The sequence below is a fragment of the Parasphingorhabdus sp. W113 genome, from assembly GCF_055693205.1.
In genome coordinates, this window is sequence record NZ_CM146328.1 from 732,418 (window position 1) to 755,489 (window position 23,072).

The 23,072-nt window shown below is 56.8% G+C and carries 21 protein-coding genes and 1 pseudogene; 14 read left to right on the forward strand and 8 right to left on the reverse strand.

Features of this window, described 5'->3' with window-relative positions; genetic code table 11:
* The first annotated feature begins 53 nt into the window (after positions 1-53).
* The 4 genes from gdhA (at position 54) to ACZ1GS_RS03515 (ending at position 3,805) form a co-directional block, all read left to right on the forward strand.
* Positions 54-1,409, forward strand: a complete 1,356-nt coding sequence (gdhA, locus tag ACZ1GS_RS03500; protein ID WP_472697106.1) for an NADP-specific glutamate dehydrogenase — start codon at positions 54-56, stop codon at positions 1,407-1,409.
* Between the two features lie 115 nt (positions 1,410-1,524).
* Positions 1,525-2,034, forward strand: coding sequence for an ATP-dependent zinc protease family protein (locus tag ACZ1GS_RS03505; RefSeq protein ID WP_472697107.1), 510 nt, complete (start codon positions 1,525-1,527; stop codon positions 2,032-2,034).
* The gene (gene rimK / locus ACZ1GS_RS03510) at positions 2,031-2,936 is read left to right on the forward strand and encodes a 30S ribosomal protein S6--L-glutamate ligase (protein WP_472697108.1); all 906 of its coding nucleotides are present in this window, start codon (positions 2,031-2,033) and stop codon (positions 2,934-2,936) included. Before ACZ1GS_RS03505 ends, rimK begins: the two co-directional genes overlap by 4 nt.
* 14 nt (positions 2,937-2,950) lie before the next feature.
* Positions 2,951-3,805: a hypothetical protein gene (locus tag ACZ1GS_RS03515; protein WP_472697109.1), complete on the forward strand. Its 855-nt coding sequence runs from the start codon at positions 2,951-2,953 to the stop codon at positions 3,803-3,805.
* A 27-nt stretch (positions 3,806-3,832) separates the two neighbouring features.
* Here the strand turns inward: ACZ1GS_RS03515 and ACZ1GS_RS03520 are convergent, their stop codons facing one another.
* Both ACZ1GS_RS03520 and ACZ1GS_RS03525 read right to left on the reverse strand, forming a co-directional pair.
* Positions 3,833-4,885 carry a succinylglutamate desuccinylase/aspartoacylase family protein gene (locus ACZ1GS_RS03520; RefSeq protein WP_472697110.1) on the reverse strand — a complete coding sequence of 351 codons (1,053 nt, stop codon included), beginning with the start codon at positions 4,883-4,885 and terminating at the stop codon, positions 3,833-3,835.
* A gap of 29 nt (positions 4,886-4,914) precedes the next feature.
* A complete protein-coding gene (locus ACZ1GS_RS03525) occupies positions 4,915-6,378 on the reverse strand; it encodes an H-type lectin domain-containing protein (RefSeq protein ID WP_472697111.1) in 1,464 nt (487 codons plus the stop codon).
* A gap of 282 nt (positions 6,379-6,660) precedes the next feature.
* Here ACZ1GS_RS03525 and rpsM point away from each other — a divergent pair, with 282 nt between their 5' ends.
* The 7 genes from rpsM (at position 6,661) to ACZ1GS_RS03560 (ending at position 12,970) form a co-directional block, all read left to right on the forward strand.
* Positions 6,661-7,029 (forward strand): 30S ribosomal protein S13, encoded by a 369-nt coding sequence (rpsM, locus tag ACZ1GS_RS03530; RefSeq protein ID WP_461456379.1) that lies wholly within the window; start codon positions 6,661-6,663, stop codon positions 7,027-7,029.
* 58 nt (positions 7,030-7,087) lie between these two features.
* Positions 7,088-7,477: a 30S ribosomal protein S11 gene (rpsK, locus tag ACZ1GS_RS03535; protein WP_067198370.1), complete on the forward strand. Its 390-nt coding sequence runs from the start codon at positions 7,088-7,090 to the stop codon at positions 7,475-7,477.
* A 104-nt stretch (positions 7,478-7,581) separates the two neighbouring features.
* Positions 7,582-8,640, forward strand: coding sequence for a DNA-directed RNA polymerase subunit alpha (locus ACZ1GS_RS03540; protein WP_472697113.1), 1,059 nt, complete (start codon positions 7,582-7,584; stop codon positions 8,638-8,640).
* Between the two features lie 116 nt (positions 8,641-8,756).
* Complete coding sequence (gene rplQ, locus ACZ1GS_RS03545; protein WP_472697114.1) at positions 8,757-9,179, forward strand: 50S ribosomal protein L17; 423 nt, start codon at positions 8,757-8,759, stop codon at positions 9,177-9,179.
* A gap of 99 nt (positions 9,180-9,278) precedes the next feature.
* A complete protein-coding gene (locus ACZ1GS_RS03550) occupies positions 9,279-11,441 on the forward strand; it encodes a prolyl oligopeptidase family serine peptidase (protein ID WP_472697115.1) in 2,163 nt (720 codons plus the stop codon).
* Positions 11,442-11,654: 213 nt separating this feature from the next.
* On the forward strand, positions 11,655-12,173 hold the full coding sequence (locus ACZ1GS_RS03555; RefSeq protein ID WP_472697116.1) for a hypothetical protein: 519 nt from the start codon (positions 11,655-11,657) through the stop codon (positions 12,171-12,173).
* A gap of 125 nt (positions 12,174-12,298) precedes the next feature.
* Positions 12,299-12,970, forward strand: coding sequence for a hypothetical protein (locus ACZ1GS_RS03560; protein ID WP_472697117.1), 672 nt, complete (start codon positions 12,299-12,301; stop codon positions 12,968-12,970).
* 6 nt (positions 12,971-12,976) lie between these two features.
* Here the strand turns inward: ACZ1GS_RS03560 and ACZ1GS_RS03565 are convergent, their stop codons facing one another.
* The 6 genes from ACZ1GS_RS03565 to ACZ1GS_RS03590 all read right to left on the reverse strand — a co-directional run bounded on the left by ACZ1GS_RS03565 (position 12,977) and on the right by ACZ1GS_RS03590 (position 19,649).
* On the reverse strand, positions 12,977-13,771 hold the full coding sequence (locus ACZ1GS_RS03565; RefSeq protein WP_472697118.1) for an SDR family NAD(P)-dependent oxidoreductase: 795 nt from the start codon (positions 13,769-13,771) through the stop codon (positions 12,977-12,979).
* On the reverse strand, positions 13,752-14,852 hold the full coding sequence (locus ACZ1GS_RS03570) for a phosphotransferase family protein (RefSeq protein ID WP_472697119.1): 1,101 nt from the start codon (positions 14,850-14,852) through the stop codon (positions 13,752-13,754). The genes ACZ1GS_RS03565 and ACZ1GS_RS03570 overlap by 20 nt, the downstream gene beginning before the upstream one ends.
* 28 nt (positions 14,853-14,880) lie before the next feature.
* Positions 14,881-15,969, reverse strand: coding sequence for a Zn-dependent alcohol dehydrogenase (locus tag ACZ1GS_RS03575; RefSeq protein WP_472697120.1), 1,089 nt, complete (start codon positions 15,967-15,969; stop codon positions 14,881-14,883).
* Between the two features lie 15 nt (positions 15,970-15,984).
* On the reverse strand, positions 15,985-17,286 hold the full coding sequence (locus tag ACZ1GS_RS03580; protein WP_472697121.1) for an acyl-CoA dehydrogenase family protein: 1,302 nt from the start codon (positions 17,284-17,286) through the stop codon (positions 15,985-15,987).
* 99 nt (positions 17,287-17,385) lie between these two features.
* On the reverse strand, positions 17,386-18,816 hold the full coding sequence (locus ACZ1GS_RS03585) for an MFS transporter (RefSeq protein ID WP_472697122.1): 1,431 nt from the start codon (positions 18,814-18,816) through the stop codon (positions 17,386-17,388).
* On the reverse strand, positions 18,816-19,649 hold the full coding sequence (locus ACZ1GS_RS03590) for an SDR family NAD(P)-dependent oxidoreductase (protein ID WP_472697123.1): 834 nt from the start codon (positions 19,647-19,649) through the stop codon (positions 18,816-18,818). Before ACZ1GS_RS03590 ends, ACZ1GS_RS03585 begins: the two co-directional genes overlap by 1 nt.
* Before the next feature lie 208 nt (positions 19,650-19,857).
* On the opposite strand from ACZ1GS_RS03590, the pseudogene ACZ1GS_RS03595 reads away from it, so the two are divergent.
* The 3 genes and pseudogenes from ACZ1GS_RS03595 (at position 19,858) to ACZ1GS_RS03605 (ending at position 23,052) form a co-directional block, all read left to right on the forward strand.
* Positions 19,858-21,052, forward strand: a pseudogene (locus tag ACZ1GS_RS03595) (acyl-CoA dehydrogenase family protein).
* 60 nt (positions 21,053-21,112) lie between these two features.
* Entirely contained in the window at positions 21,113-22,249 is a 1,137-nt protein-coding gene (locus tag ACZ1GS_RS03600; protein WP_472697124.1) for an acyl-CoA dehydrogenase family protein, read from the forward strand.
* Positions 22,250-22,260: 11 nt separating this feature from the next.
* Positions 22,261-23,052, forward strand: coding sequence for an SDR family oxidoreductase (locus tag ACZ1GS_RS03605; protein ID WP_472697125.1), 792 nt, complete (start codon positions 22,261-22,263; stop codon positions 23,050-23,052).
* The last annotated feature ends 20 nt before the right edge of the window (positions 23,053-23,072 follow it).

The following is a 23,072-nucleotide window of genomic DNA, read 5'->3' on the forward strand; positions in this document are numbered from 1 at the left end:
TCGCAGGTGATAATCGGGCGCGCAAACTAACACCTTTTTTGGGGGAGTGAATAATGGCCGTTTCCGATCATGTAGATTTTCCAACATTCATGGAGGGCGTGAAAAAACGCAATCCGGGACAGACTGAATTTATCCAGGCGGTGCAGGAAGTCGCCATGGATATTTTCGACTTTATCGAAGACAAGGAACAATATCACGCGGCACAGATTCTGCGGCGGATGGCGGAACCGGATCGGGTGGTGTCGTTCCGCGTGTGCTGGGAAGATGATAATCACAATATCCGGGTACAACGCGGGTGGCGGGTTCAGAACAACAACGCCATTGGTCCCTATAAGGGCGGCGTGCGCTTTCATCCCAGCGTGACCGAGAGCGTTCTCAAGTTTCTCGCCTTTGAACAGACCTTCAAAAATTCGCTGACCGGTTTGCCCATGGGCGGCGGCAAGGGCGGCGCCAACTTCAATCCACGCGGCAAGTCCGACGCCGAAGTCATGCGCTTCTGTCAGTCGTTCATGACCGAACTCTATCGCCACATCGGTCCGGATACGGACGTGCCCGCCGGCGACATCGGTGTAGGTGGACGGGAAATTGGTTATATGTTCGGCCAGTACAAGCGCATCACCAACCGCTGGGAGGGCGTGCTGACCGGCAAGGGTATCGAATATGGCGGTTCGCAGATGCGGCCAGAAGCCACCGGTTACGGCGCGGTTTATTTCATGGAAAATATGCTGAAGCATAAAGGCGATGCGATTGACGGCAAGACTGCGGTGATCTCCGGTTCCGGCAATGTCGCCACGCATGCCGCCGAGCAGATTACCAAGCAGGGCGGCAAAGTGCTGACGCTGTCCGATAGCGGCGGGTTCATTCACGATCCTGATGGCATCGATCAGAACAAGATCGACTGGGTCAAGGATCTCAAGAATAATCGCCGTGGCCGGATCTCGGAATATGTCGATGAATTCAAGGGCGCGAGCTTCCATGAGGGGGATCGTCCGTGGAGTGTTGCCTGTGACCTGGCCCTGCCTTGCGCCACCCAGAATGAATTGAATGAAGATGAAGCCAAGACGTTGGTTTCCAACGGCGTGAAAGCGGTCTCCGAAGGCGCGAACATGCCGACGACACTGGAAGGCGTGCATGTCTTCCATGATGCCAAAATCATGTATGGCCCGGGCAAGGCGGCCAATGCTGGCGGCGTTGCGGTTTCCGGCCTTGAAATGAGCCAGAATGCCGAGCGGATCAGCTGGAACCATCAGCGGCTTGGCACGATGCTGACCGAATTGATGGAAGGCATTCATGGCAAATGTGTCGAATATGGCGATCAGGGCGATGGCTATGTGGACTATGTCAAAGGCGCGAATATCGCGGGCTTCAAGAAAGTCGCGGATGCGATGCTGGCTTACGGCGTCGTCTGACCGCTGTTCGTCTTGACCATGAAAAAGCCGGGGCCAGCGCTCCGGCTTTTTTCTTTGGAATCAATCTGGCAATTTCTCTTGTGCCCAATGGCGATTGTCGGGCATCAGCGGAACCATGACGAAAGCAAAACCCGTACGGTTGCGGAAACGGTTGAAGGAGCCCTGCGAGATTGGCTGGTGCGAACTGGTCAGCTTGCCGGATCTGGGCGTGGAAAATATTCATGCCAAGATTGACAGTGGTGCTGCGACCTCATCCTTGCACGCAGTGCGCATTAAGCCGTTTGAGCGCGACGGCGAGCAGTGGGTTGCTTTCACAATCCCGAAATCACCCGAGCACGCCGCCATTGGCTGCGAAGCGAAGCTCGTGGAACGCAGGCTGATCAAAAGTTCGAACGGGCGTTCCCAGCAAAGATATGTTATTGAAACGGTTATGCAACTTGGCCCCCTGACGTGGACCGGGCACATGACTTTGGCCAATCGGCAGTCGATGGCGTTTCCGGTCCTGATCGGTCGGCGCGCCCTCAAACGGGGTTTTCTGGTGAACAGCGCGAAGCGCTGGTTGCTCGGGCGTCCCGGACCAAGCGAGGCAGAGCCGAAAACGACAAATTTAAAGGAAAACCCATGAAAATCGCGATGCTGGCTCGAAACCCGAAACTCTATTCCCACCGCCGTTTGGTCGAGGCCGCAGAGGAGCGCGGCCATAGCATGCACATCCTCAATACATTGCGCTGCACGATGAACATCACATCGCATCGGCCGTCCATTCTCTATAACGGAGAGACGCTAACCGGTTTCGATGCGGTGATTCCGCGCATTGGTGCATCGATCACCCACTACGGACTGGCGGTGTTGCGGCAATTTGAGATGATGAATGTCTGGCCGCTCAACGAAAGCGTGGCGGTGGGCCGGTCTCGGGACAAACTGCGGTCGATGCAGATATTTGCCAAGCACGGCCTCGGGCTGCCGGTGACGGCCTTCGCCCATGATCCCAAGCAAACCGAAGAGGTTCTGAAAATTGTCGGCGGCGCGCCAGCGGTGATCAAATTGCTGGAAGGAACCCAGGGCATCGGCGTGGTGCTTGGCGAAACTGCCAATTCGGCTAAATCGGTCGTCGAGGCTTTTCGCGGTCTCAACGTCAATATCCTGGTGCAGGAATTTATCAAGGAAGCGGGCTCCAGTGACATCCGTATTTTTGTGGTCGGCGGCAAGGTTGTCGCGGCGATGAAACGCACCGGTGCGGAGGGCGATTTCCGTTCCAACCTGCATCGGGGCGGCACCGCCAAGATGGTCAAGATCACCCCGGAAGAACGCTCCACCGCCGTGCGCGCGGCAAAAGTGATGGGCTTGAATGTGGCCGGGGTTGATATCCTCCGCGCCAATCATGGGCCCGTGATCATGGAAGTGAACAGTTCGCCGGGCCTGGAAGGCATTGAAAACGCGACCGGCAAGGATGTCGCCGGTCAGATTATCGAGTTTATCGAAGCCAAGGCCAAGACCGGTAATACCAAGACCAAGGGCAAGGGGTGAGATTAGCCTTGATCTTGGCGGTGGCGCTGCTGGTTGCAGCCAATCCGTCCGTTTCACAAGGCCAGGCTGCGCAGAATGAGTCGAGCTGGCTGCAGCTCGAATATGCGCGATCATCGAAAGATTCCGATGGCCATTCAAGCAGTTCTGCAAACGGCCGACAGGCGCTGATTGAAACGGTGATTGAGGAAACGTCGGAGGGCGTGATTCTCGAATATGATCTACCGCGTGATGAAGCGGGTGAGAGAAAATCCGGCTTTTGGTACTTTCCGGCCCGGGTCAGAGAACGGCCGGATGGTTCTTTGGAGCTTCTGAACGTGGAGGCGGCAGAGGTGCGGATCGACCAGTGGCTGAAAAAATATGATATCTCCCGGGAGGCATGCGGATTGTGGAGCCACGGCGGGGGTTTCCCCTTCAAAGTGGATTGCGATCCGCAGTCAATTCTGAGCCAAATAGAGCCTTTTGATTTGCGCCTTCCCAATCTCGGGGCCGGAACCGAATATGCACATGCTTCAGGTGACGGGCCAGGAATATTGACAGCCTTGCCTGCGCCCCGCTCGGGTTATTCGGTCACCCTGTCGGTCGATCAGAATAAGGCACAGGCGGACGAAGCCAAAAATGCGCTCATTCTTGCACAAATGATGGGCGATGATCTTTCGCCTGCGCAAGCCGAAGACAATTCTGCGAAGATCGGATATCAAGGCGTCATCACTATCGAATTTGACGTGGATGCTTCTGGCCAGGTGATCCGGAAAACCGAGCACGGTGAAGTTACGGTCACGCGGCCCGGAGAGAAGCCTGAGACGAAGACATCGGTGATAACAGTCACCCGTTTGGATATGGAAACCGCGCGTGCAAAGTTCAGGGATTGATGATTCTGAACATCGAAGCTGCTCCCGCTAAATAACTTCGTCCTCGTCCAGCAGCGGTTCGTTATAGAGGGCGTCCTCGATCTGCTCGATACGCTCACCGGCCGTGTCGAATGTCCGGACCTGGGCGACGTGCAGCAAGGCATCGCCCTGATTGACCACCGGCAAGTTGGAGTGGCCGATCACAATGCCGTCAAATGGCGCGATGACGTTTTCTTCTCCGTCTCCGAAAATATCACTGACAATGGCCAACGTATCGCCCTTGTGAACCTTCGTGCCCGAAGGCGAGAGCAGGCGACACACGCCTCCGCGCCCCGAGCGCAGCCAGCTGGTCTTCGTCGTTTGTGCCGGTGGTGCGCCGCGTTTGCCCAGCCGTTTGGTTTCGATCATGCCGAGCGCTTTGAGAACGCGGAGTATCCCGTTGACGCCGGTGAGAACGGAAAATTCATCGAAGCGCAACGCTTCACCGGCTTCCATCAGCAGCATGTCGACGCCGGCTTCCTTGGCCAGCGCCCGCAGTGAGCCTGGGCGCAATGCCGCTTCGATGATAACCGGCGGGCCAAATTCCATGGCCAGCGTTTTCAGACCGGCATTGCCCGACGCAATCCGCAATTGTGGCAGATTATAGCGGTGCAGCGCCGCCGAGTGAATATCGATTCCCAATTCGCAATGGCCGATAATTTCGGTTGAGAAAATATGCGCCAGCTGGGCCGCCAGCGATCCTTTCTCCGTGCCCGGAAAAGACCGGTTCAAGTCGCGGCGGTCGGGCAGATAACGGCTGTGGGTGACAAATCCGAACATGTTGACCACGGGCACGAAAATAACCGTGCCTGCCATCCGGGATGCCGACAGCTTCTTCATCGTCCGGCGAATGATCTCGGTGCCGATAATTTCATCACCATGGATCGCTGCGCTGACAAATATTGTCGGACCCGATTTCTTGCCGTGAAACACCCGAACTTCGAGATTGGCCTGCATGCCGGCCGACAAATCACTGATCGGGATGGCAATATCTCCGGTCTTGCCCGGCGCAACTGTTTTGCCCCCGATCTCAAAAAGGTCATATTTGTTTCTGATGGTCATGCTGAACCCCGGCCCGTTAAAGGCTGGGTCTAGTCTATTCTGGCGCGGAAGCGAAGCGCGAAAGAGGGCGCGCCGCTGCCCGTATTGGGCGCCATAAATCCATTCGGGGCAATGCGGATATGAGTCACTGCAGGATCGGTGCCGTCACCGGCGTCGGTCGGAACATGGGTGAAATCAACTCCGTCGGTAGAAAAGGAAAAACAGTCGGCCATGTCGGCAAAGCCCGCGAAAGGGCAGGATAGCCCGGTCGCCAGTAGCCCGTCCTGATAGGCAATCGGACCGCTACCGGGGCCGGAATAGTCGCTGATGATGAATGCCAGTTCGGCAGGGAGGGCTTCGGTCACAATCACGCTGTCGTGATTGGGCGGGGCATTGCCGTTATTCTCGACGGTGATCAGATAGTCGACGGGATGGGTTGGCAGGGCAAAGCCGCCGTCTACGCCATTGTTGAAGGAGACGCTCGTTTTCGAAATCGTGATCTCGGGTTCAAGCCGGGCGTGAAAGCTTTGCGAAAAAGCGATAATCGATGCAGATTCCGCATCGCCAGTTGCCACAGCGCGCTCATTATCCTGATCCCGATCTTCGTCGACACGAAGGCCGATGGTTGTGCTGTTCAGACTGCAGCGCCGCAGCCAGCCGCCGTCATTATTGTTGCGGCTGTTCTTTTTGGCTACAACGATCCGGGATGCGCTGGTCTGACCGAACCCGTTGGTGAAACAGCCATTGTCCCAGCCGCGGATATTGGCCGCTGTGTTGAGGCTGCTCCAGGAAATCACATTGCTCGTCACATCCGGAAAGGTACCGCTCAACCCAGCCGGGAACGCAATCCAGCCAATCGTTTCGGATGATGGTGTCGGGCCGCTATTGGCTTGGCTGCGGTCCAGTGCGACTTGGAAACCGCCGCTGGTCAAGCTCCGCGCGATCGCTGTAATATGCGGCCGGGAAGGGGCGCTGGCAACCGTTTGCGTCTCGCTATTAGCCGATTGAATCTGGGTTAGGACGCTTGGCGTGGTGGGCAGGGCAGCGGAAAAATTTACTGTCGCCCAACTGGCTGTTCCCGCGACGCCAGAGCCAAATTGCGTGGCGGCGGTAGTCAGGCGCCCGGCTTCGATTATCCGCCCGTCTGGCAGAACGTGCCGGTCGGGTTCGACGGCAATATAATGAACGTTCTGCACGATGTGGCGACCATCCCAGTTGTCCGGCTCGAGGATGAGCTCGTCAAAGCCGGTCGTGCTGATATTGGTAATGCGGATAGATGCCGAGTTATTGCCATTGGTGTCGGCCAGCGCGACCACCACCGGCACGGTGTCAAACGCTTGCTGAAAATTGACCCGCACGACATTGGGATTATTGAAAGTATCATGGGCTGTGAAGCTGCCAGCTTCCAATCGCCCGGCATGGGCTGGTGTACAGACAGCCAGCCACAGGCCGCACAGCAATGCCAACGGCACCATCAGCGCCATACGCGCTGCGGCTGGTCCTAGTTCCCACATGATTCCTGTATATTCGGGGGAAGTTAAGGATATTTTGACGACCATGTTTCAGGCGGTAAAATTCGATCGGTTCAAAACGGGCCGGAAATCCTGCAATTCCGCTCCACACAGGTGTTGACAGTTTCGGCGACTCTGCCTAAATGATCCTCATTCAAAACCGAAATAAGCCGGCAGTGCCCGTCGTGGTGCGCGCTGGTTTTGTGCGTTTTGGGTTTGTTTTTAACGACTTAGCGATGAGATAGAGTCCGGAGAATCGGTCTCTGTGGAGCATGGAGAAAAATATTGGCACGCATTGCCGGGGTTAATATCCCAACAAACAAGCGCGTAATCATTGCGCTTACCTATATTCACGGTATCGGACGCACGAAAGCGGCTGAAATTGTCGAAAAACTGAAAATCGATCCGGCGCGCCGGGTGCAGGACCTGAGCGATCAGGAAGTCTTGCAGATTCGCGAAACCATTGATGCAGATCTGACGGTAGAAGGCGATCTTCGCCGTGAAACCGCCATGAACATCAAGCGGTTGATGGATCTGGCCTGCTATCGCGGCCTTCGCCATCGTAAGGGACTGCCAGTCCGCGGACAACGTACGCATACCAATGCGCGCACCCGTAAAGGCAAGCCCAAGGCGATTGCTGGTAAGAAAAAATAAGATAGTCCCCATTTTTTGGCGACTTGTCTGTTCAGGATATTAGGTAGGAATTGATCACATGGCACGCGAACCGCAGCGCATAAAGAAAAGCGCGCGCAAAAATATTTCGGCAGGCGTAGCACACGTCAACGCCACGTTTAACAACACGATGGTCACCATCACCGATGCACAGGGCAATGCAATTAGCTGGTCCTCTGCGGGAATGATGGGCTTTAAGGGCTCTCGCAAATCGACACCATATGCCGCGCAGGTAGCCGCGGAAGATGCCGGCAAGAAAGCCGCGGATCATGGTGTTCGTACATTGGAAGTCGAAGTGAAGGGTCCTGGCTCCGGTCGTGAATCCGCTCTTCGGGCTTTGCAGGCTGTTGGTTTCACCATCACCTCAATCCGCGATGTTACTCCGATTCCGCATAATGGTGTCCGTCCGTCGAAACGTCGCCGGGTCTAAGCCATTCATGCTTAAGGAAATCGTCCGGCCGGCGGTTTCTGATTTTTAGAAATTCAGAGTGGCAACGACGTCCAAGCCACTCTCGCACTCACTAGGGGAAGTCCATGACTGTCAATATGAAGAACTGGCAAGAACTGAAGAAGCCCAATGTTCTCGATATAAAATCCGGTGGTGATCCCAAGCGCAAGGCGACCTTTGTTGCCGAACCTCTGGAGCGGGGCTTTGGCCTGACCATTGGTAACGCTCTGCGTCGCGTTTTGCTCTCTTCTCTGCAGGGCGCTGCGGTAACCTCGATCAAAATCGAGAATGCCCTGCATGAATTTTCGTCGCTTCCGGGTGTTCGTGAAGACGTGACCGACATTGTTTTGAACGTCAAGCAGATCGCCCTGAAAATGGAAGGCGAAGATGCCAAACGTCTGCAGCTTTCTGCAACCGGCCCTGCTGAAGTCAAGGCAGGTGATATCGCCGTGTCGGGTGACATCGAAGTGATGAACCCGGATCTGGTGATTTGTCATCTTGATGAAGGCGCTTCGTTCAACATGGAGCTGACCGTCAATGTCGGCAAAGGCTATGTGCCCGCTGTGGCCAACCGCCCGGCAGATGCGCCGATCGGCCTGATCCCGGTGGACTCGCTTTACTCGCCAATCCGTCAGGTATCCTACAAGGTGGACAATGCCCGCGTTGGCCAGGAACTGGACTTTGACAAGCTGAACCTCACCATCGACACCGATGGTACGGTTACCCCGGAAGATGCCATTGCTTATGCAGCGCGCATTCTTCAGGACCAGTTGCAACTGTTTGTGCATTTCGAAGAAGCGCTGGAAAGCGTTTCCTCGCCCATCGGCATGGCAGCAGCGCAAAGCCAGCAGGAAAGCGATGCCAATCAGCTCAACCGCTATCTTCTCAAGAAGGTCGACGAGTTGGAACTGTCGGTGCGTTCCGCCAACTGTCTCAAGAACGACAATATCATCTATATTGGCGATCTCGTCCAGAAGACCGAAGCCGAAATGCTCCGGACACCGAATTTTGGCCGCAAATCCTTGAACGAAATCAAGGAAGTACTGTCCAGCATGGGTCTGCGTCTCGGCATGGACATCCCTGGCTGGCCGCCTGAGAATATCGAAGAAATGGCCAAGAAGCTCGAACAAGAGCTGCTCGGTTAAAGAATATCCTCCCCAAAGCTTTGCTTCAGGGAGGAAAAGAAAGGAAAAGGGTTGCTCCTCAAGCCAACCTGCTACGGGGTACCTCATACGGCCCCATAACGAACGGAGTATAGAATATGCGTCATAGAATGAAGGGCCGCCGTATGCAGCGGACCGGTGCTCACCGCCAGGCTTTGCTGAAAAACCTGTCGGCTGCGCTGATCAAGCACGAACAGATTATGACCACTGTTCCCAAAGCCAAAGAATTGCGCCCCTATGTCGAGAAGCTGATTACGCTCGGCAAAAAAGGTGGCCTGTCCAACCGTCGTCAAGCCCATGCGCGTTTGATGGACGAGGTTCAGGAAAAGAAGCTTTTTGACGTTCTGGCCGAACGGTACAGCGATCGCAGCGGTGGCTATACGCGGATCATCAAGGCCGGTTTCCGGGATTCCGATGCCGCGCCCATGGCCGTTATCGAACTGGTTGACCGCGACGAAGACGCCAAAGGTCAGGACAGTGGTCCGGATCAGAATGTCGAGGAAGATTTCGAAGACGCATAAGCGCTTCAGCAACCAGACAGATTGCATTGATATCAGAGGCCGTGGGCGATAAGCTCGCGGCCTCTTTTCTTTTGGGTTTCAATCAGTCGGGAACACACCATGCGCAGCACCGGAATAATTACAGTAGCAATGGGCACAGCGTTGACACTCATCGCCGCGCCAGCGCTGGCCGAAAGCCAGAATAGCGAAGAGGAAGCCGTCCGTTTGACCTATCCCGAAACCAAGACCGTTGATGTCGTTGAAGAGCAGTTCGGAGAGTCGATTGCGGACCCGTATCGCTGGCTGGAAAATGATGTCCGCGAAGATGCCGAAGTGGCATCCTGGGTCAGTGCCCAGAACGCCGTGACAGACGCCTATCTCGAAACGCTGGACGGCCGCGAGGCGCTGGCGGCGACAATGACCAAATTGTTCGATTTCGATCAGCTGGACGTTCCGGTGGAAGCGGGGGGCAAATTTTTCTACGAGCGCAAAAGCGGCGGTCAGAACCAGGCTATTCTCTACGTCCGCGATGGCGAGAATGGCGAAGAGCGGGTGCTGATTGATCCGGCTGAGTGGTCCGACGATGGCGCGACCGCCCTGGCAGAGTGGAAACCGTCTCCGGACGGCAGCCTGCTGGCCTATGCGATACAGGATGGAGGGTCTGACTGGCGCACGATCAAGGTGCTCGACGTCGCCACCGGGGTGGTCAAAGAGGATAAAGTCGAATGGGCCAAATTCACCAACCTGGCCTGGATGCCGGCCAATAGCGGTTTCCTCTATTCGCGTTTCCCGGCGCCGGAAGAAGGCGAAGCCTTTCAGTCGCTGAACAAGGATCACACGATCTACATGCACGTGCTGGGGCAGGCGCAGGCGAAGGATATCAAAGTCTATGCGACGCCAGACCGGCCGGAGCTCAATCATTCGGCGGAAGTAACTTCGGACAAGGAATGGGTGGTGATCACCTCGTCCTCCGGGACCGATGATCGCTACGAACTGACATTGGTCAAGGTCGATTCACCGGAAATCAAAACACAGACGCTGGTCGAGGGATTTGACCATAGCTGGAATCTGATCGACGGCGTCGGCACGGTTCTGTATTTCGTCACCAACAAGGACGCTCCGCGTCTGCGGGTGGTGAAGATCGATCTTGGCGATGAAACCCCGGCGTGGGAAGAGATTGTCCCGGAGCACAGCGCTACGATCGACAGCGCGGTTCTGATCGGCGAAACGCTGGCAGTAGACTATATTGACGATGCCAAAAGCCGGCTGGAGCTGTTCGCTCTAGACGGCACGCCGCAAGGGGTGGTGAATTTGCCCGGACTGGGTCAGGTCAGCGGGCTTGATGGTTCGGCGAAGAACGACCTGGGTTACTTCGCGTTCACCAGTTTCAATCGCCCTGCGACAATTTACAGCTTTTCCGGAAGCGGCGCGCCGACGATATGGGCCAAGCCCGATGTGCCGTTTGATCCGGACTCGATCGCTGTCAGTCAGCGGTTTTATGAATCCAAGGATGGCACCAAGATTCCGATGTTCCTGGTCCACAAGAAGGATCTCGATCTTACAAGCGGAGCACCAACGCTGCTCTACGGCTATGGCGGTTTCAATATCTCGGTCCTGCCGGCCTATAGCGCGCCGAAAATGGCGTGGATCCAGTCCGGCGGCGTTTATGCGTCCGCCAATCTGCGTGGTGGCGGCGAATATGGCAAAGAATGGCATGATGGCGGGCGGCTGCAGAACAAACAAAATGTCTTCGATGACTTCATAGCGGCGGGCGAATATCTGATTGCCGAAGGGATAACCCCGAAAGACGGGCTGGCGATTGAAGGGCGTTCCAATGGCGGTCTGCTGGTGGGCGCGGTGATGAACCAGCGTCCCGACTTGTTCACCACCGGCCATGCGGCCGTAGGCGTAATGGACATGCTGCGCTTCGACCGCTTCACTGCGGGGCGCTACTGGGTCGATGACTATGGCTATCCGAACAAGGAGCAGGATTTCCGCACTTTGCTCAGCTATTCGCCCTATCATAATATAGCGGATGGAACCGATTATCCGGCCTTGATGGTATCAACCGCGGATACCGATGATCGTGTGGTTCCCGGGCACAGCTTCAAATATACCGCGCGGCTACAAGCGCTCAATACCGGTGACAAGCCGCATCTGATCCGGATCGAAACCCGAGCTGGACATGGCAGCGGCAAGCCGACGGACAAGCTGATCGAGGAATATTCCGACATTTACGGCTTCATGGCGCATCACACCGGTCTCGACGTGGCAGCCGAGTGATATAGTCGCCGTCCGGATTGGGCTATTTTTTGCGGGATTTGAATGCTGAAAAGCCGATCGCCCTAGAAAACTGCCAAAAATAGTGTTCATATAACTAGCCCCTAACATGAACAACGACTGACAGGAGAGTTCAGTCTGTGCTCAATGGCCGTCCTCTATACCTTGATTACTGGCTCGGGAAACTTCCCCAGCAGTCATGAAAGGAAAGTGGATATGAACAAGCTAAACAAAGCCTTTGTTGGAACCGCTGCCGCTGCTGCGATGGCTGTTTCTGCAACACCCGCAATGGCCAAGGGCGGCCATGATGACGGTATCAGTGCCGGCGAGGTGATCGCAGGCGCTGTGGTACTGGGAGGACTGGCCGCAATATTGAGTTCGGGCAAGAAAGATCGCTACGCTGTCGGCTATGACCGCGATGACCGCTATCGGGATCGCCACTATGGCGACCGGCGTTATGGCGATCGGCGCTACGCCAAGCGGATCAGACCGAAGCGTGCGGTGAACAAATGTGTGCGCGCTGCCGAGCGTAAAGCGAGCTACTATGGCCGCGCTGATGTGACCCAGATTCGCGACGTCGAACGGACGCGCTACGGTTACAAGGTCAAGGGCCGGATTGTCGTCCAGGATGGCCGCGGATACCGTCGCTATGCCGACCGTGGCAAGTTTACCTGCTATGTTGATGGCCGTCGGGTTTCCCAGGTCCGGTTGAAAAATCTCGGCAATTATCGCTAGATCCGTGACCGATCCGGTTACATGATATAAGAATATGGTTCAGCCTGGTGACAGGCTGGACCAACTATTGCTAGTAGGGTTGCAGGTTCGTGGGCACAGAATCTGGTATATACAGGGGACATAACATGACATTTCTCAAGACATTTTCTGCGCTGACGGCATCCACGGCCATGATGGTGACCGGTTTTGCACCGGCCATGGCTGCGCCGGTGCAACCGGCCGCTGCGGTGGCGGCTCCGATTATCGATATGGAGCAACTCGGCTGGACGAGCGCTGCGGACAAGGCGGAAGGCTGGCGTGGTCATCGCGGTTACCGTGGCTATCGGGGTTACCGGGGCTATGGTTACGGCCGAGGTTATCGCCGGCATCGCAATCGGGTTGATGCGGGCGACGTGCTGGCCGGTATCCTGATCATCGGCGGAATTGCCGCGGTCGCCAGCGCAGCGTCGAAGGACAAGCGCGACCGGCGATCCAATGATCGCGATTATCGCAATGACGATCGTCGTTATGACAGCCGCGATGATGACCGGCGCTACGACAGCCGCAATGACCAGCGGTCCGACCGCGGGACAGGCGCAATGGATAGTGCGATTAATGTTTGCTCCAACGCGGCCGAACGGCAGGCCGGGAACAACGCTCGGGTTGCGGAAATCCAGTCGGTTGCGCGCGACGGTCAAGGGTGGCGGGTCGAAGGCAGTTTGTCCGGCAGCGATCAGCGGAACTTCCTCTGCGGTGCAACCAATGGCCGGGTTGATTTTGTTCAGCTCGGCAATGGCGACCTGGCATTTGCCAACTAGCGTGCGCTAGGCGGACGTCCGGCCGAAATCCTGTCGGGTTACCGGGTGTGAGGCGGAGAGCCCGCCATCAACCGCAATCGCCTGTCCGTTGACATAGGACGAGCGATCGGATGCGAGAAACAGGGCGACTTCAGCCATCTCGATCGGATTGGCGCCGCGGCGCAGCGGATTGAGATAACCGAGCCGCTCTTCCACACCTTTCTCCCGTGCCTTGTCGTAAATGAATTCGGTCATCCCGGTTTCGGTCAGGCCGGGACAAATGGCGTTGCAGCGAACATTGGATGTTGCCAGCTGCTGAGCGACGACTTTGACCAGATTGATCACACCGGCTTTGGACGCCGAATAGGCGGGACCACCGGCGCCGGACCGGATGCCGGCGACACTCGCGGTACAGATGATCGACCCACCATGGCCGCTGTCGGCAATGACCTTGCCGGCATATTTGGCGGCGAGAAACGGGCCGATCAGATTGACCCGCAGGATCTCCTGCCAGTCGGCAAAGCTCTGATCGAAAATGCCTTCAAAGCCCCCGGAAATACCGGCATTGGCAAAAAATACATGGAGATCGCCAAAGCGCTGCTCGGCCGCGTCAACCAGCATCTCGACGTCGGACTCACTGCCGGCATCGGCCTTGATGGCGATCACGTTGCCGCTCGATAGCTCGGCGGTTTCTTCCACCGCGTCGGAAACATCGCTGGCGATCACCTTTGCGCCATGGTCGGCGAACAGCAAAGCCGAGGCGCGCCCGATCCCGCTGCCCGCACCCGTAACAATCGCGACTTTACCGTTGAGATCCGCCATGTTCTGCTCCTGTATTGCGCTTAAGCGCCGGCCCTTTGGCCGCTTCCCAGCCCGCTTGTGCCAGCGGGGTGACCCGGTCTGACATTTCCGCCGCAGCCGCGCTGTTCGCGGTTCCGTCAACGACCCGTTTCTGAATGCCCTGCAGAATAGCAGCAATCCGGAACAGATTATAGGCGAGATACCAATCCATTGGCGGAAGCTCGTCCATGCCGGCTTTCTCGCAATAGCGCGCAATGGCTTCTTCCCGTGTCGGAATGCCCAGTGCCTCGAGATCGACGCCTTTGAGACCGCTGCGGCCTTCCGGTTCCATTTCATAGGCCATCAACCAGTAGGCGAAATCGGCAATCGGGTCGCCCAGTGTCGACAATTCCCAGTCGAGCACCGCAATGACCTTGGGTTCGTCATGGGCAAAGATCATATTGTCGAGGCGGAAATCGCCATGGACGATGCCAAAGCTTTTCTGTTCCGGAATGGTCTTGGTCAGCCATTCAATCAGCTTATCCATTTCCGGAATTTCGTCGATCTCGGACAGCTTATATTGCTGGGTCCACCGGGAAATCTGGCGTTCGCAATAATTGCCGGGCTTGCCATGCCGTTCGAGCCCGAGCTTTGCGGGATCATAGCTGTGCAGCAACGCCAGCGTGTCGATCATCTCGAAATAGATTGCCCGCCGCTCGTCCGGTTCCATGCCCGGCAACGTGCCGTCCCACAGGGTCCGGCCATCCGCCATGCCCATGATATAGAACATCGTGCCGATGACGTCGTCATCCTCGCACAGGCCATAGGGCTTCGCGACGGGGAAGTCGGCCGGAAACAGTCCCGCGATAACCCGAAATTCACGATCAACCGCATGGGCTGAAGGCAATAATTTTCCGAACGGCTTTTTGCGGAGAACATAATCCGTGCCCGGCGTCTCGATCTTGTAGGTCGGGTTGGACTGGCCGCCCTTGAACTTGGTGATCGTCATCGGGCCGCTATAGCCCTCGACATTGGCTTCCATCCAGGTGGCAAGGCTGGCTTCGTCGAGCTTGTCTTTGTCAGGCACCGCCATGGTGCCGGTCATGTCTTCTTGTGGGTTCATGGAAGTTCCCTCTTCCTTTTGCAATTGTCTAGTGGTCGAAGGTGATGACCGAACGGGCGGCATCGCCTTTTTTCATTTTTTCAAAGCCATCGTTAATGGCTTCGAGCGGAATTGTCTCGGCGACGATGCTATCGAGGTCCAGCTTGCCGCGCAGATAGAAATCGACCAGCCGGGGGATATCGACCGGAAAGCGGTTTTCGCCCATCAGCACGCCTTGCAGTTTCTTGCCCGACAACAGATCCATGGCGCTCAGGCCAACCGAATGATCGAGCGGCATCATACCCAAAATGGTGGCGGTGCCGCCGCGCTTCAGTGATTTGACAGCAAGATCGCCGGATGCCGGTCGCCCGACTGCTTCAATCGCGTGATCAACGCCGCCTTTGGTGAGGTCGACAATTTGAGCGGCGGCGTCGTCGGCCAGCGCATCCACCACATCGGTCGCGCCTAGCTTGACCGCCAGTTCGCGCTTCTCGGCAATCGGGTCGGCCGCGATGATGCGGCCCGCGCCAGCAATTTTTGCGGCGTTAATCGTCGCCAAACCCACGCCCCCGCAACCGACAACAGCCACGGTTTCTCCTGGTGTCACGGCACATGCATTAAAAATGGTTCCCGCACCCGTGGTCACCGCGCAACCAATCACCGCTGCGCGATCTAGCGGCATGTCCGGATCAATCCGCACACAGGCATGTTCGTGGATCAGCATCTGTTCGGCAAAGGCGGACAGGTTGAGCATCTGCGCAACCGGCGATCCGTCTGGCCGGGTGATCCGGGGCGCTGCGCCTTCGCCGCGGCGTGTGTCGCCGCCCAGGCAGAGCGACATTCGCCCCGACACGCAAAATTCGCAATGCCCGCAAAAGGCCGACAGGCAGGACACCACAGCATCACCAACAGCAACCGTGCGCACTTCGCTGCCAATCGCCTCGACAATGCCGGCGGCTTCGTGGCCCGGGATTGCCGGAAGCGGATGGGGATAGCTGCCGTCGATGAAATGCAGGTCCGAATGGCAAAGCCCGCAGGCCGCCGTCCGGATCAGCACCTCATGCGGTCCGGGCTTGGAAACGGAAACCTCTTCGATTTCGAGCGGTTTTCCCGCTTCGACCAGGACAGCTGCTTTCATTGGTACGCCTCTCTCTTATCGCGTGACCGCGAGATCACCGGAAGACAGTTCTTCCTTCATCTTGCTGCCATCGGCGGTTTCGGCATATTTGCCATATTCCATTTTGGCGATCGTGCGGTTGTGCACTTCATCGGGGCCGTCAGCGAGACGCAAGGTGCGTTGATGCGCATAGGCCTGGGCCAGGCCGAAGTCGCTGCTGACACCGCCGCCGCCATGCGCCTGAATGGCATCATCGATGATTTTCAGGGCCATGTTCGGGGCTTGAACCTTGATCATGGCGATCTCGGCCTTGGCATATTTATTGCCAACCTTGTCCATCATGTCGGCGGCCTTGAGGCAGAGCAGGCGGCTCATGTCGATGTCGATCCGTGCACGGGCCACCCGTTCGTCCCAGACACTATGTTCGGAAATGCGTTTGCCAAAAGCGATCCGCGATTGCAGCCGTTTGACCATTTTTTCGAGCGCTTCTTCGGCAACACCGATGGTCCGCATGCAATGGTGAATACGGCCAGGTCCGAGCCGGCCCTGTGCGATTTCAAATCCGCGGCCTTCGCCGAGGATGATATTGGAAGCCGGCACCCGGACATCCTTCATCTCGACTTCCATATGGCCATGGGGTGCATCGTCATAGCCGAACACCGGGAGATGGCGGATGATCTTCACGCCGGGCGCGTCGGTCGGCATCAGGATCTGCGACTGCTGCGTGTAGCGGCTGCCTTCAAAGCTGGTTTTGCCCATCACAATCGCGATCTTGCAGCGCGGATCACCGAGGCCGGATGACCACCATTTGCGGCCGTTGATGACATATTCATCGCCATCACGGACAATCGCGGTTTCGATATTGGTCGCATCCGACGAAGCCACGGCCGGCTCGGTCATCAGGAAGGCCGACCGGATTTCGCCGTTCATCAGCGGGCGGAGATATTGCTCCTTCTGCTCCAGCGTGCCGTAGCGGTGGAAGACTTCCATATTGCCGGTATCGGGAGCGGAACAGTTGAACACTTCTGACGAGAAACCAACCCGGCCCATCTCTTCGGCACAGAGCGCATATTCGAGGTTCGAAAGCCCGGGGCCTTCAAATTCGAACACGTCGTCAATATGCGTGAGATTGGGGTTTGCCGGCGGCATGAAAAGGTTCCAAATGCCCTTTTCCTTGGCCTTGGCTTTTTCTTCCTCGACCACTTGCAGGACTTTCCAGCGGTCACCCGATGCGTCTTCTGCCTGATAGTCGGCGACCCGTGGGCGAACATGATTCTCGATATGCTCACGGACCTGATTGCGCCAATATTCCTGCTTTTCGGTGAGATCGAAATCCATGCGTATGTCCTTTTCCAAGAGGGTCGAGTTTAACTATGCGATTAACTTATCAGAGGCCATTGCGCTTTGCCACAGGGAAACCGCGTCTGGCGATGGTTTTTAGGATTCCACCGTTTGCGGTTCAGCCAGTTTGGCAACGCGGTCATTATGATCCTGCTCCGAGAGCGGAAACAGACGATAGGCCCAGGCGCCGATGCCGCCAATGATGATTGTCAGCGAGGCAAAAATAATCGCGAGATTGTCCACGACAGCGGGTTCAACAGTGCCAATCGCGGCGCCTTCGGGCAATTGAATGATCGCGATGATCAGGCCGGCAATCAAGATTCCGATCCCGCCCACCGATTTCTGCATGAACCACATGCCAGATGAGAACACACCCTCGGCGCGCTTGCCTTTTTCATGCTCAAAGGCGTCGGTGACATCGGCCATCATCGACATGGTCAGGATCATCACACAGATGCCGGCAGCGGTTGCCAAAATGATAAAGCCGAGAACTAGCGGGAACAGAGCCGCCGACCCAGGCTCCGGAAACAGTCCCGCCGCCCGCAACCAATAGGGCGCGGTCCCGAGGATCATGCTGATGACCGCCAGCACACTGGCAGCCTGTGGCTTGCCATATTTCTGCGAGATTGTGTTGACCGAAAGGAACGCCACAACCGCAGCAATGAACAGGGTGAGCGCGTAGATTGAAAATTCCGCCTGCCCAAATTCCCAGACATGGGTCAGCAAATAAGGCGTTAGCGCAAAGACAATGCCCTGGTTGGCAAAGGCGAATACCCCAGCGAGCATCAGCAACATGAACGGACGAAAGCGAAATGTCCTGAGGATATCGGCGAGCGATTCTGAATTATCCGGCAATTTTCCGGCTTCGTGATAGGCTTTGACGATGCGGCCATGGGTTCCTCTGGCGGCGACGAGAACCGCAAAGGCCATCACAAAGGCGCCAATGATCGCATAGGTCGAATAGCCATCGGCGTTGAGCAGGCCATCGGGATATTCTTCGTTCGGCACTAACAGTGTGGAATAGGCGAGGAACATGATCAGCAATCCGCTGCCCCATCCGAAAAGATAGCGATAGCGCATGATACTGGTACGATCATGATAATCCTTGGACAATTCGGGCAGCAGCGCGAGGCCCGGGACCTCATTGAGCGACAGCGAAATGCGGACCAAAACAGCCAGCCCCAGCAAATAGAAGAACTGCACTGTTTCGCTCGCTTCGGGCGGATGCCAGAGCAGCAGCCACATCAGCGCTATTGGTATTGCCGACCCGTAAAGCCAGGGATGGCGCCGACCGATCCGGGTGCGGGTCTTGTCGGTGAGCTGGCCGATAATAGGATCGATAAACGCATCAATGATCAGCGCCAGCGCGATGGCCAGACTGACCAGATCAGCACGCATGCCAACGACCTGATTATAGTAGAAGAGCAGGAAGGTTGCAAAGCCGTTATCCTTGACGCCATAGGCAACCGATCCGAAGCCATAGAGGATCTTGGTGCGGGTTGGGAGCGGATCCGCGACGGAACTCATCACTGGTTCTCCGGCATTAGTGCATCCAGCATGCCCGGGGTATCGGGATCCCAACTCGCCTGTGATCCAACCAGCAACCCGCCATCGACAATCAGGTTGGTGCCGGTCACAAAACCGGCGGCATCGGATGCGAAATAGGCCACAGCTTCGGCGATGTCCTGCGGCACGCCGGGTCTTGCCACCGGTTGTGCGCCGGCCGCGGCCTGACCGAGCATGGTGTTGATCTGATTTTTCTCTTCTTCATTGGTCGCCAGACTGGCAGCGAAAATATTGGTCTGGATAAAGCCGGGGGCAATGGAATTGACCCGGATATTGAACTGGGCGAGTTCCGCGGCTGCCAGTTTGGTCAGATGGAGCACCCCGGCCTTGGCGGTTGCATAGGCAATGGGTCCGAAACCAGCCTGGAATGCGGTAACCGAACTGGTATTGATAATCGCTCCACCGCCGCGCTTTTTGAGATGCGGCGCTGCGTGGCGGATGCCCATCGCGACCGATTTTAACAGCAGCGCCATCGCAAAATCCCAGTCATCGCCGCTGATTTCGTCAATCGGATCGCGCGAACCGCCGGCACCGGCATTGTTGAAGATAATATCGATGCCACCGGTTTTTTCGGCGGCGAAGTCCATCAAGGCTTTGATGCGGTCTTCCTGGGTGACGTCGCAATGCTGAAAATGGAAGTTCTCGCCGAGCGCAGCAACCATCGCGGCGCCTTCAGCATCGTCAATATCGCCCATGACCACTTGCGCGCCTTCGCGCAAAAACAAGTCTACCGTGCCGCGTCCGATTCCCGATGAACCGCCCGTAATAACGGCTGTTTTGCCTTGAAATCGCATCCTCACACGCTCCTGTTTTTCCTTTCTGCATAGGCCCTGCGAGAATTGGGCGTCAATCGATTAAGGAATTTCGCCGACTTTCCCTTACGGAATCTCGGTCCCGGCCTACCGCGCCAAATTTTTTCGGTTTTTGGTCCAAGCGATCATTGTATCGCGGGGCGATCCTATGATAGTTGGTGTTAACTGATCAATTAAAGGAATCCGTTTCATGTCTGATCTCGAAGTCTTTCGCGCTGAAACAGCCGCCTGGCTGGAAGCCAATTGCCCCCCTGAAATGCGCCAGCCCGTTGTCGATGACAGCGACGTGTGCTGGGGCGGGCGCAATCCGACCTTCAAACCCGGGCAGAAAGAATGGCTCGACCTGATGGCGGCGAAAGGCTGGACGGTGCCCGACTGGCCGAAAGAATATGGCGGTGCCGGTCTGTCCCGTGCAGAAACCAAGATCCTGCTGCAGGAAATGGGCCGTTTGCAGAATCCGTTCGCCCTTGTCGAGCTTTGGCATCTGGATGCTTGGGCCCGCATTGCTGCATTTCGGCACGGAAGAACAGAAACTGCATTTCCTGCCGCCAATCGCGCGGGGCGAAGTGCGCTGGTGCCAAGGCTATTCCGAACCGGGTTCCGGTTCCGATCTTGCATCCCTGCAGACATCGGCAGAAGACAAGGGTGACCACTATGTCATCAATGGCCAGAAAATCTGGACCAGCTATGCCGACAAGGCGGACTGGATTTTCTGCCTGACCCGGACCGACAAGACTAGCAAGCACAAAGGCATTAGCTTCATGTTGTTTGACATGGCGAGCGAAGGCGTAACGACCAAGCCAATCGTCCTGATTTCGGGTCAGTCCGCTTTTTGCGAAACTTTTTTCGATGACGTGAAAGTACCAAAATCCTATGGCGAAGGCGTTTCCGCCGTTGTAGGCGAAGTCAATCGCGGTTGGGATGTTGCGAAATATCTGCTGGGCCATGAACGCAGCATGATTTCCGGTGGCGGGTCCCAGGGCGCGACATCACTCGGTGCCAAATTTGCCGACCAATATGGCCGCGACGAAATGGGGCGACTAGACGATCCGATCCTGCGCGCCAAAATGGCTGAAATGGATATTGATGTGCTGGCGTTTCGGGCGATGGCCGAGCGGTTCGGCGACACGTTCAAGGCTGGTCTGTGCCATCCGGCGCAGCCCAATATGATGAAATATGCCGGGACCGAGATCAACAAGAGTCGCCATGAGCTGATCATGTCGGCTGGTGGCACCGAGGTTCTTGAGTGGGAAAGCGAAGCCTCCAATGGCGGCCTGACCGCGCGCGACTGGCTGCGGACCAAGGCCAATAGCATTGAAGGCGGCACCAGCGAGGTGATGCTCAACGTGATATCGAAGCAGATATTGCAGTTGCCAAACGCCTGACCGACAACGCTCCCCAATCGGGGCGCATCCAGAACATATATCATTGAGGGATGACTAGCGATGCCGCTTTATTTGAATGACGACCAGAAGATGCTGCAAGACAGCGCCGCCGACTTTATGAAAGGCGAGGGCGATGTTGCGCATTTTCGCGAGTTTCGAGACAAGAATTGCAAGGACGGGTTTTCCCATGCCTTGTGGAAGCAATTTGCCGAAATGGGTTTTACCGGGATACTCGTCTCCGAAGAAGAAGGCGGACTTGGCCTGGGGCATGTTGAAGCCGGCGTTGTGCTCGAAGAAATCGGTCGCAACCTTACACCATCGCCGTTTCTGACCACCGCCGTGGCCGGCGTCGAAGCGCTGAATGCCGGTGGCAAGGCGCTGCGCGACAAATATTTCCCTGGGATCCTGTCCGGAGACAGCGTGCTGGCTCTCGCTATTGATGAAGGCGCGAAGCATCGGCCTGACCAGATCAGCATGGCCGCGACCCGGGAAGGCAATGGCTTCAAGCTCGACGGCAAAAAACAATTTGTCGTCCAGGGCGGATCCGCCGACACGCTGATCGTTGCCGCGCGGACCAGCGGCAGCGCGGGGGACGAAAAAGGTCTCACGCTATTTGCGGTCGATACCAGCACTGACGGCATGACCCGGGACAGCGTCCGGCTGGTCGACAGTGCGGTTGCTGCGCATGTCCAGTTTGACAATGTCGTGGTTGATGCTGATGCCGTGATCGGGGAGGTCGACGACGGCGATGCCGTGCTGAAGCGGATGCTGAATGCTGGCCGAGTTGGCTCTGCTGCGGAAACCGTGGGTGTCGGCGCGGGCGCGATGGACATCACGGTCGAATATATCAAAGGCCGCAAGCAGTTTGACCAGATTATCGGCACCTTCCAGGCGCTGCAGCACCGCACCGCGCATCTTTACAGTGAAATGGAAATCGCCCGGGCCGTGGTTCTGAAAGCCCAGCAAATGCTCGACGAAGGGTCTTCCAAAGCCGAGATGATGGTGTCTGTTGCCAAGGCCAAGGCGGCCAACGCGACAGCGCTTTCGGTGAAAGAGGGTGTCCAGATGCATGGCGGTGTCGGCATGACCGACGAATATGATATCGGCCTCTACATGAAACGCGATCGCGGATTGGCGGAGTTTATGGGTGATGCCAATTATCACACCAATCTCGTCGCCCAGATGCACGGTTACTAAAGGACATTCCCATGGATTTTCAAAAACTCTTCTCGCTTGAAGGGCGCGTTGCGCTTGTCACCGGTGGCCATCGCGGCATTGGCCGGATGATTTCCGAAGGCTTTCTGGCGCAGGGTGCCAAAGTCTATATTTCAGGACGCAAGGCCGAAGCCTGCGATGCCGCTGCAGAAGAAATGGGCGAAAACTGCTTTTCCGTTCCCGGCGATGTCAGCACGGTGGAAGGCTGTCAGGCGCTCGCGGCCGCAATTGCGGAACACGAACCGAAGCTGGATATCCTGATCAACAATGCCGGTGTGGCCTGGGGGGAAGAATATCTCAGCTTCCCCGAAGCGGGCTGGGACAAGGTGATGGACACCAATGTCAAAGGCCTGTTCTTTTTAACCCAGGCCCTGCATCCGCAACTCCAGGCGGCGGCCAGCTTTGACCGGCCGGCCAAGGTGGTCAATATCGCATCGATTGACGGCTTCAAGGTCAATCCGTGGGAAACCTACAGCTATCAGGCATCGAAAGCAGCGGTGGTCCATCTGACGCGCAAAATGGCGTCGAAACTTGTGTCCGACGATATCATCATGTCGGGCATCGCGCCTGGTGCCTTCGCTTCCAACATGAACAAGGCGGCTCGTGATCATGAGGATGCGGTTGAAAAGGGTATTCCTGCCAAACGGATCGGTCGACCCGAGGACATGGCGGCCGCCGCCATCTACCTGGCGAGCTCTGCCGGTGACTATGTCGTCGGTACGACGCTGATTGTCGATGGCGGCGTGGTCAATGCGTCCAATCCGGGCGCATCGATCCAGCCTTGATCGCACCAGCAATGGCTTGA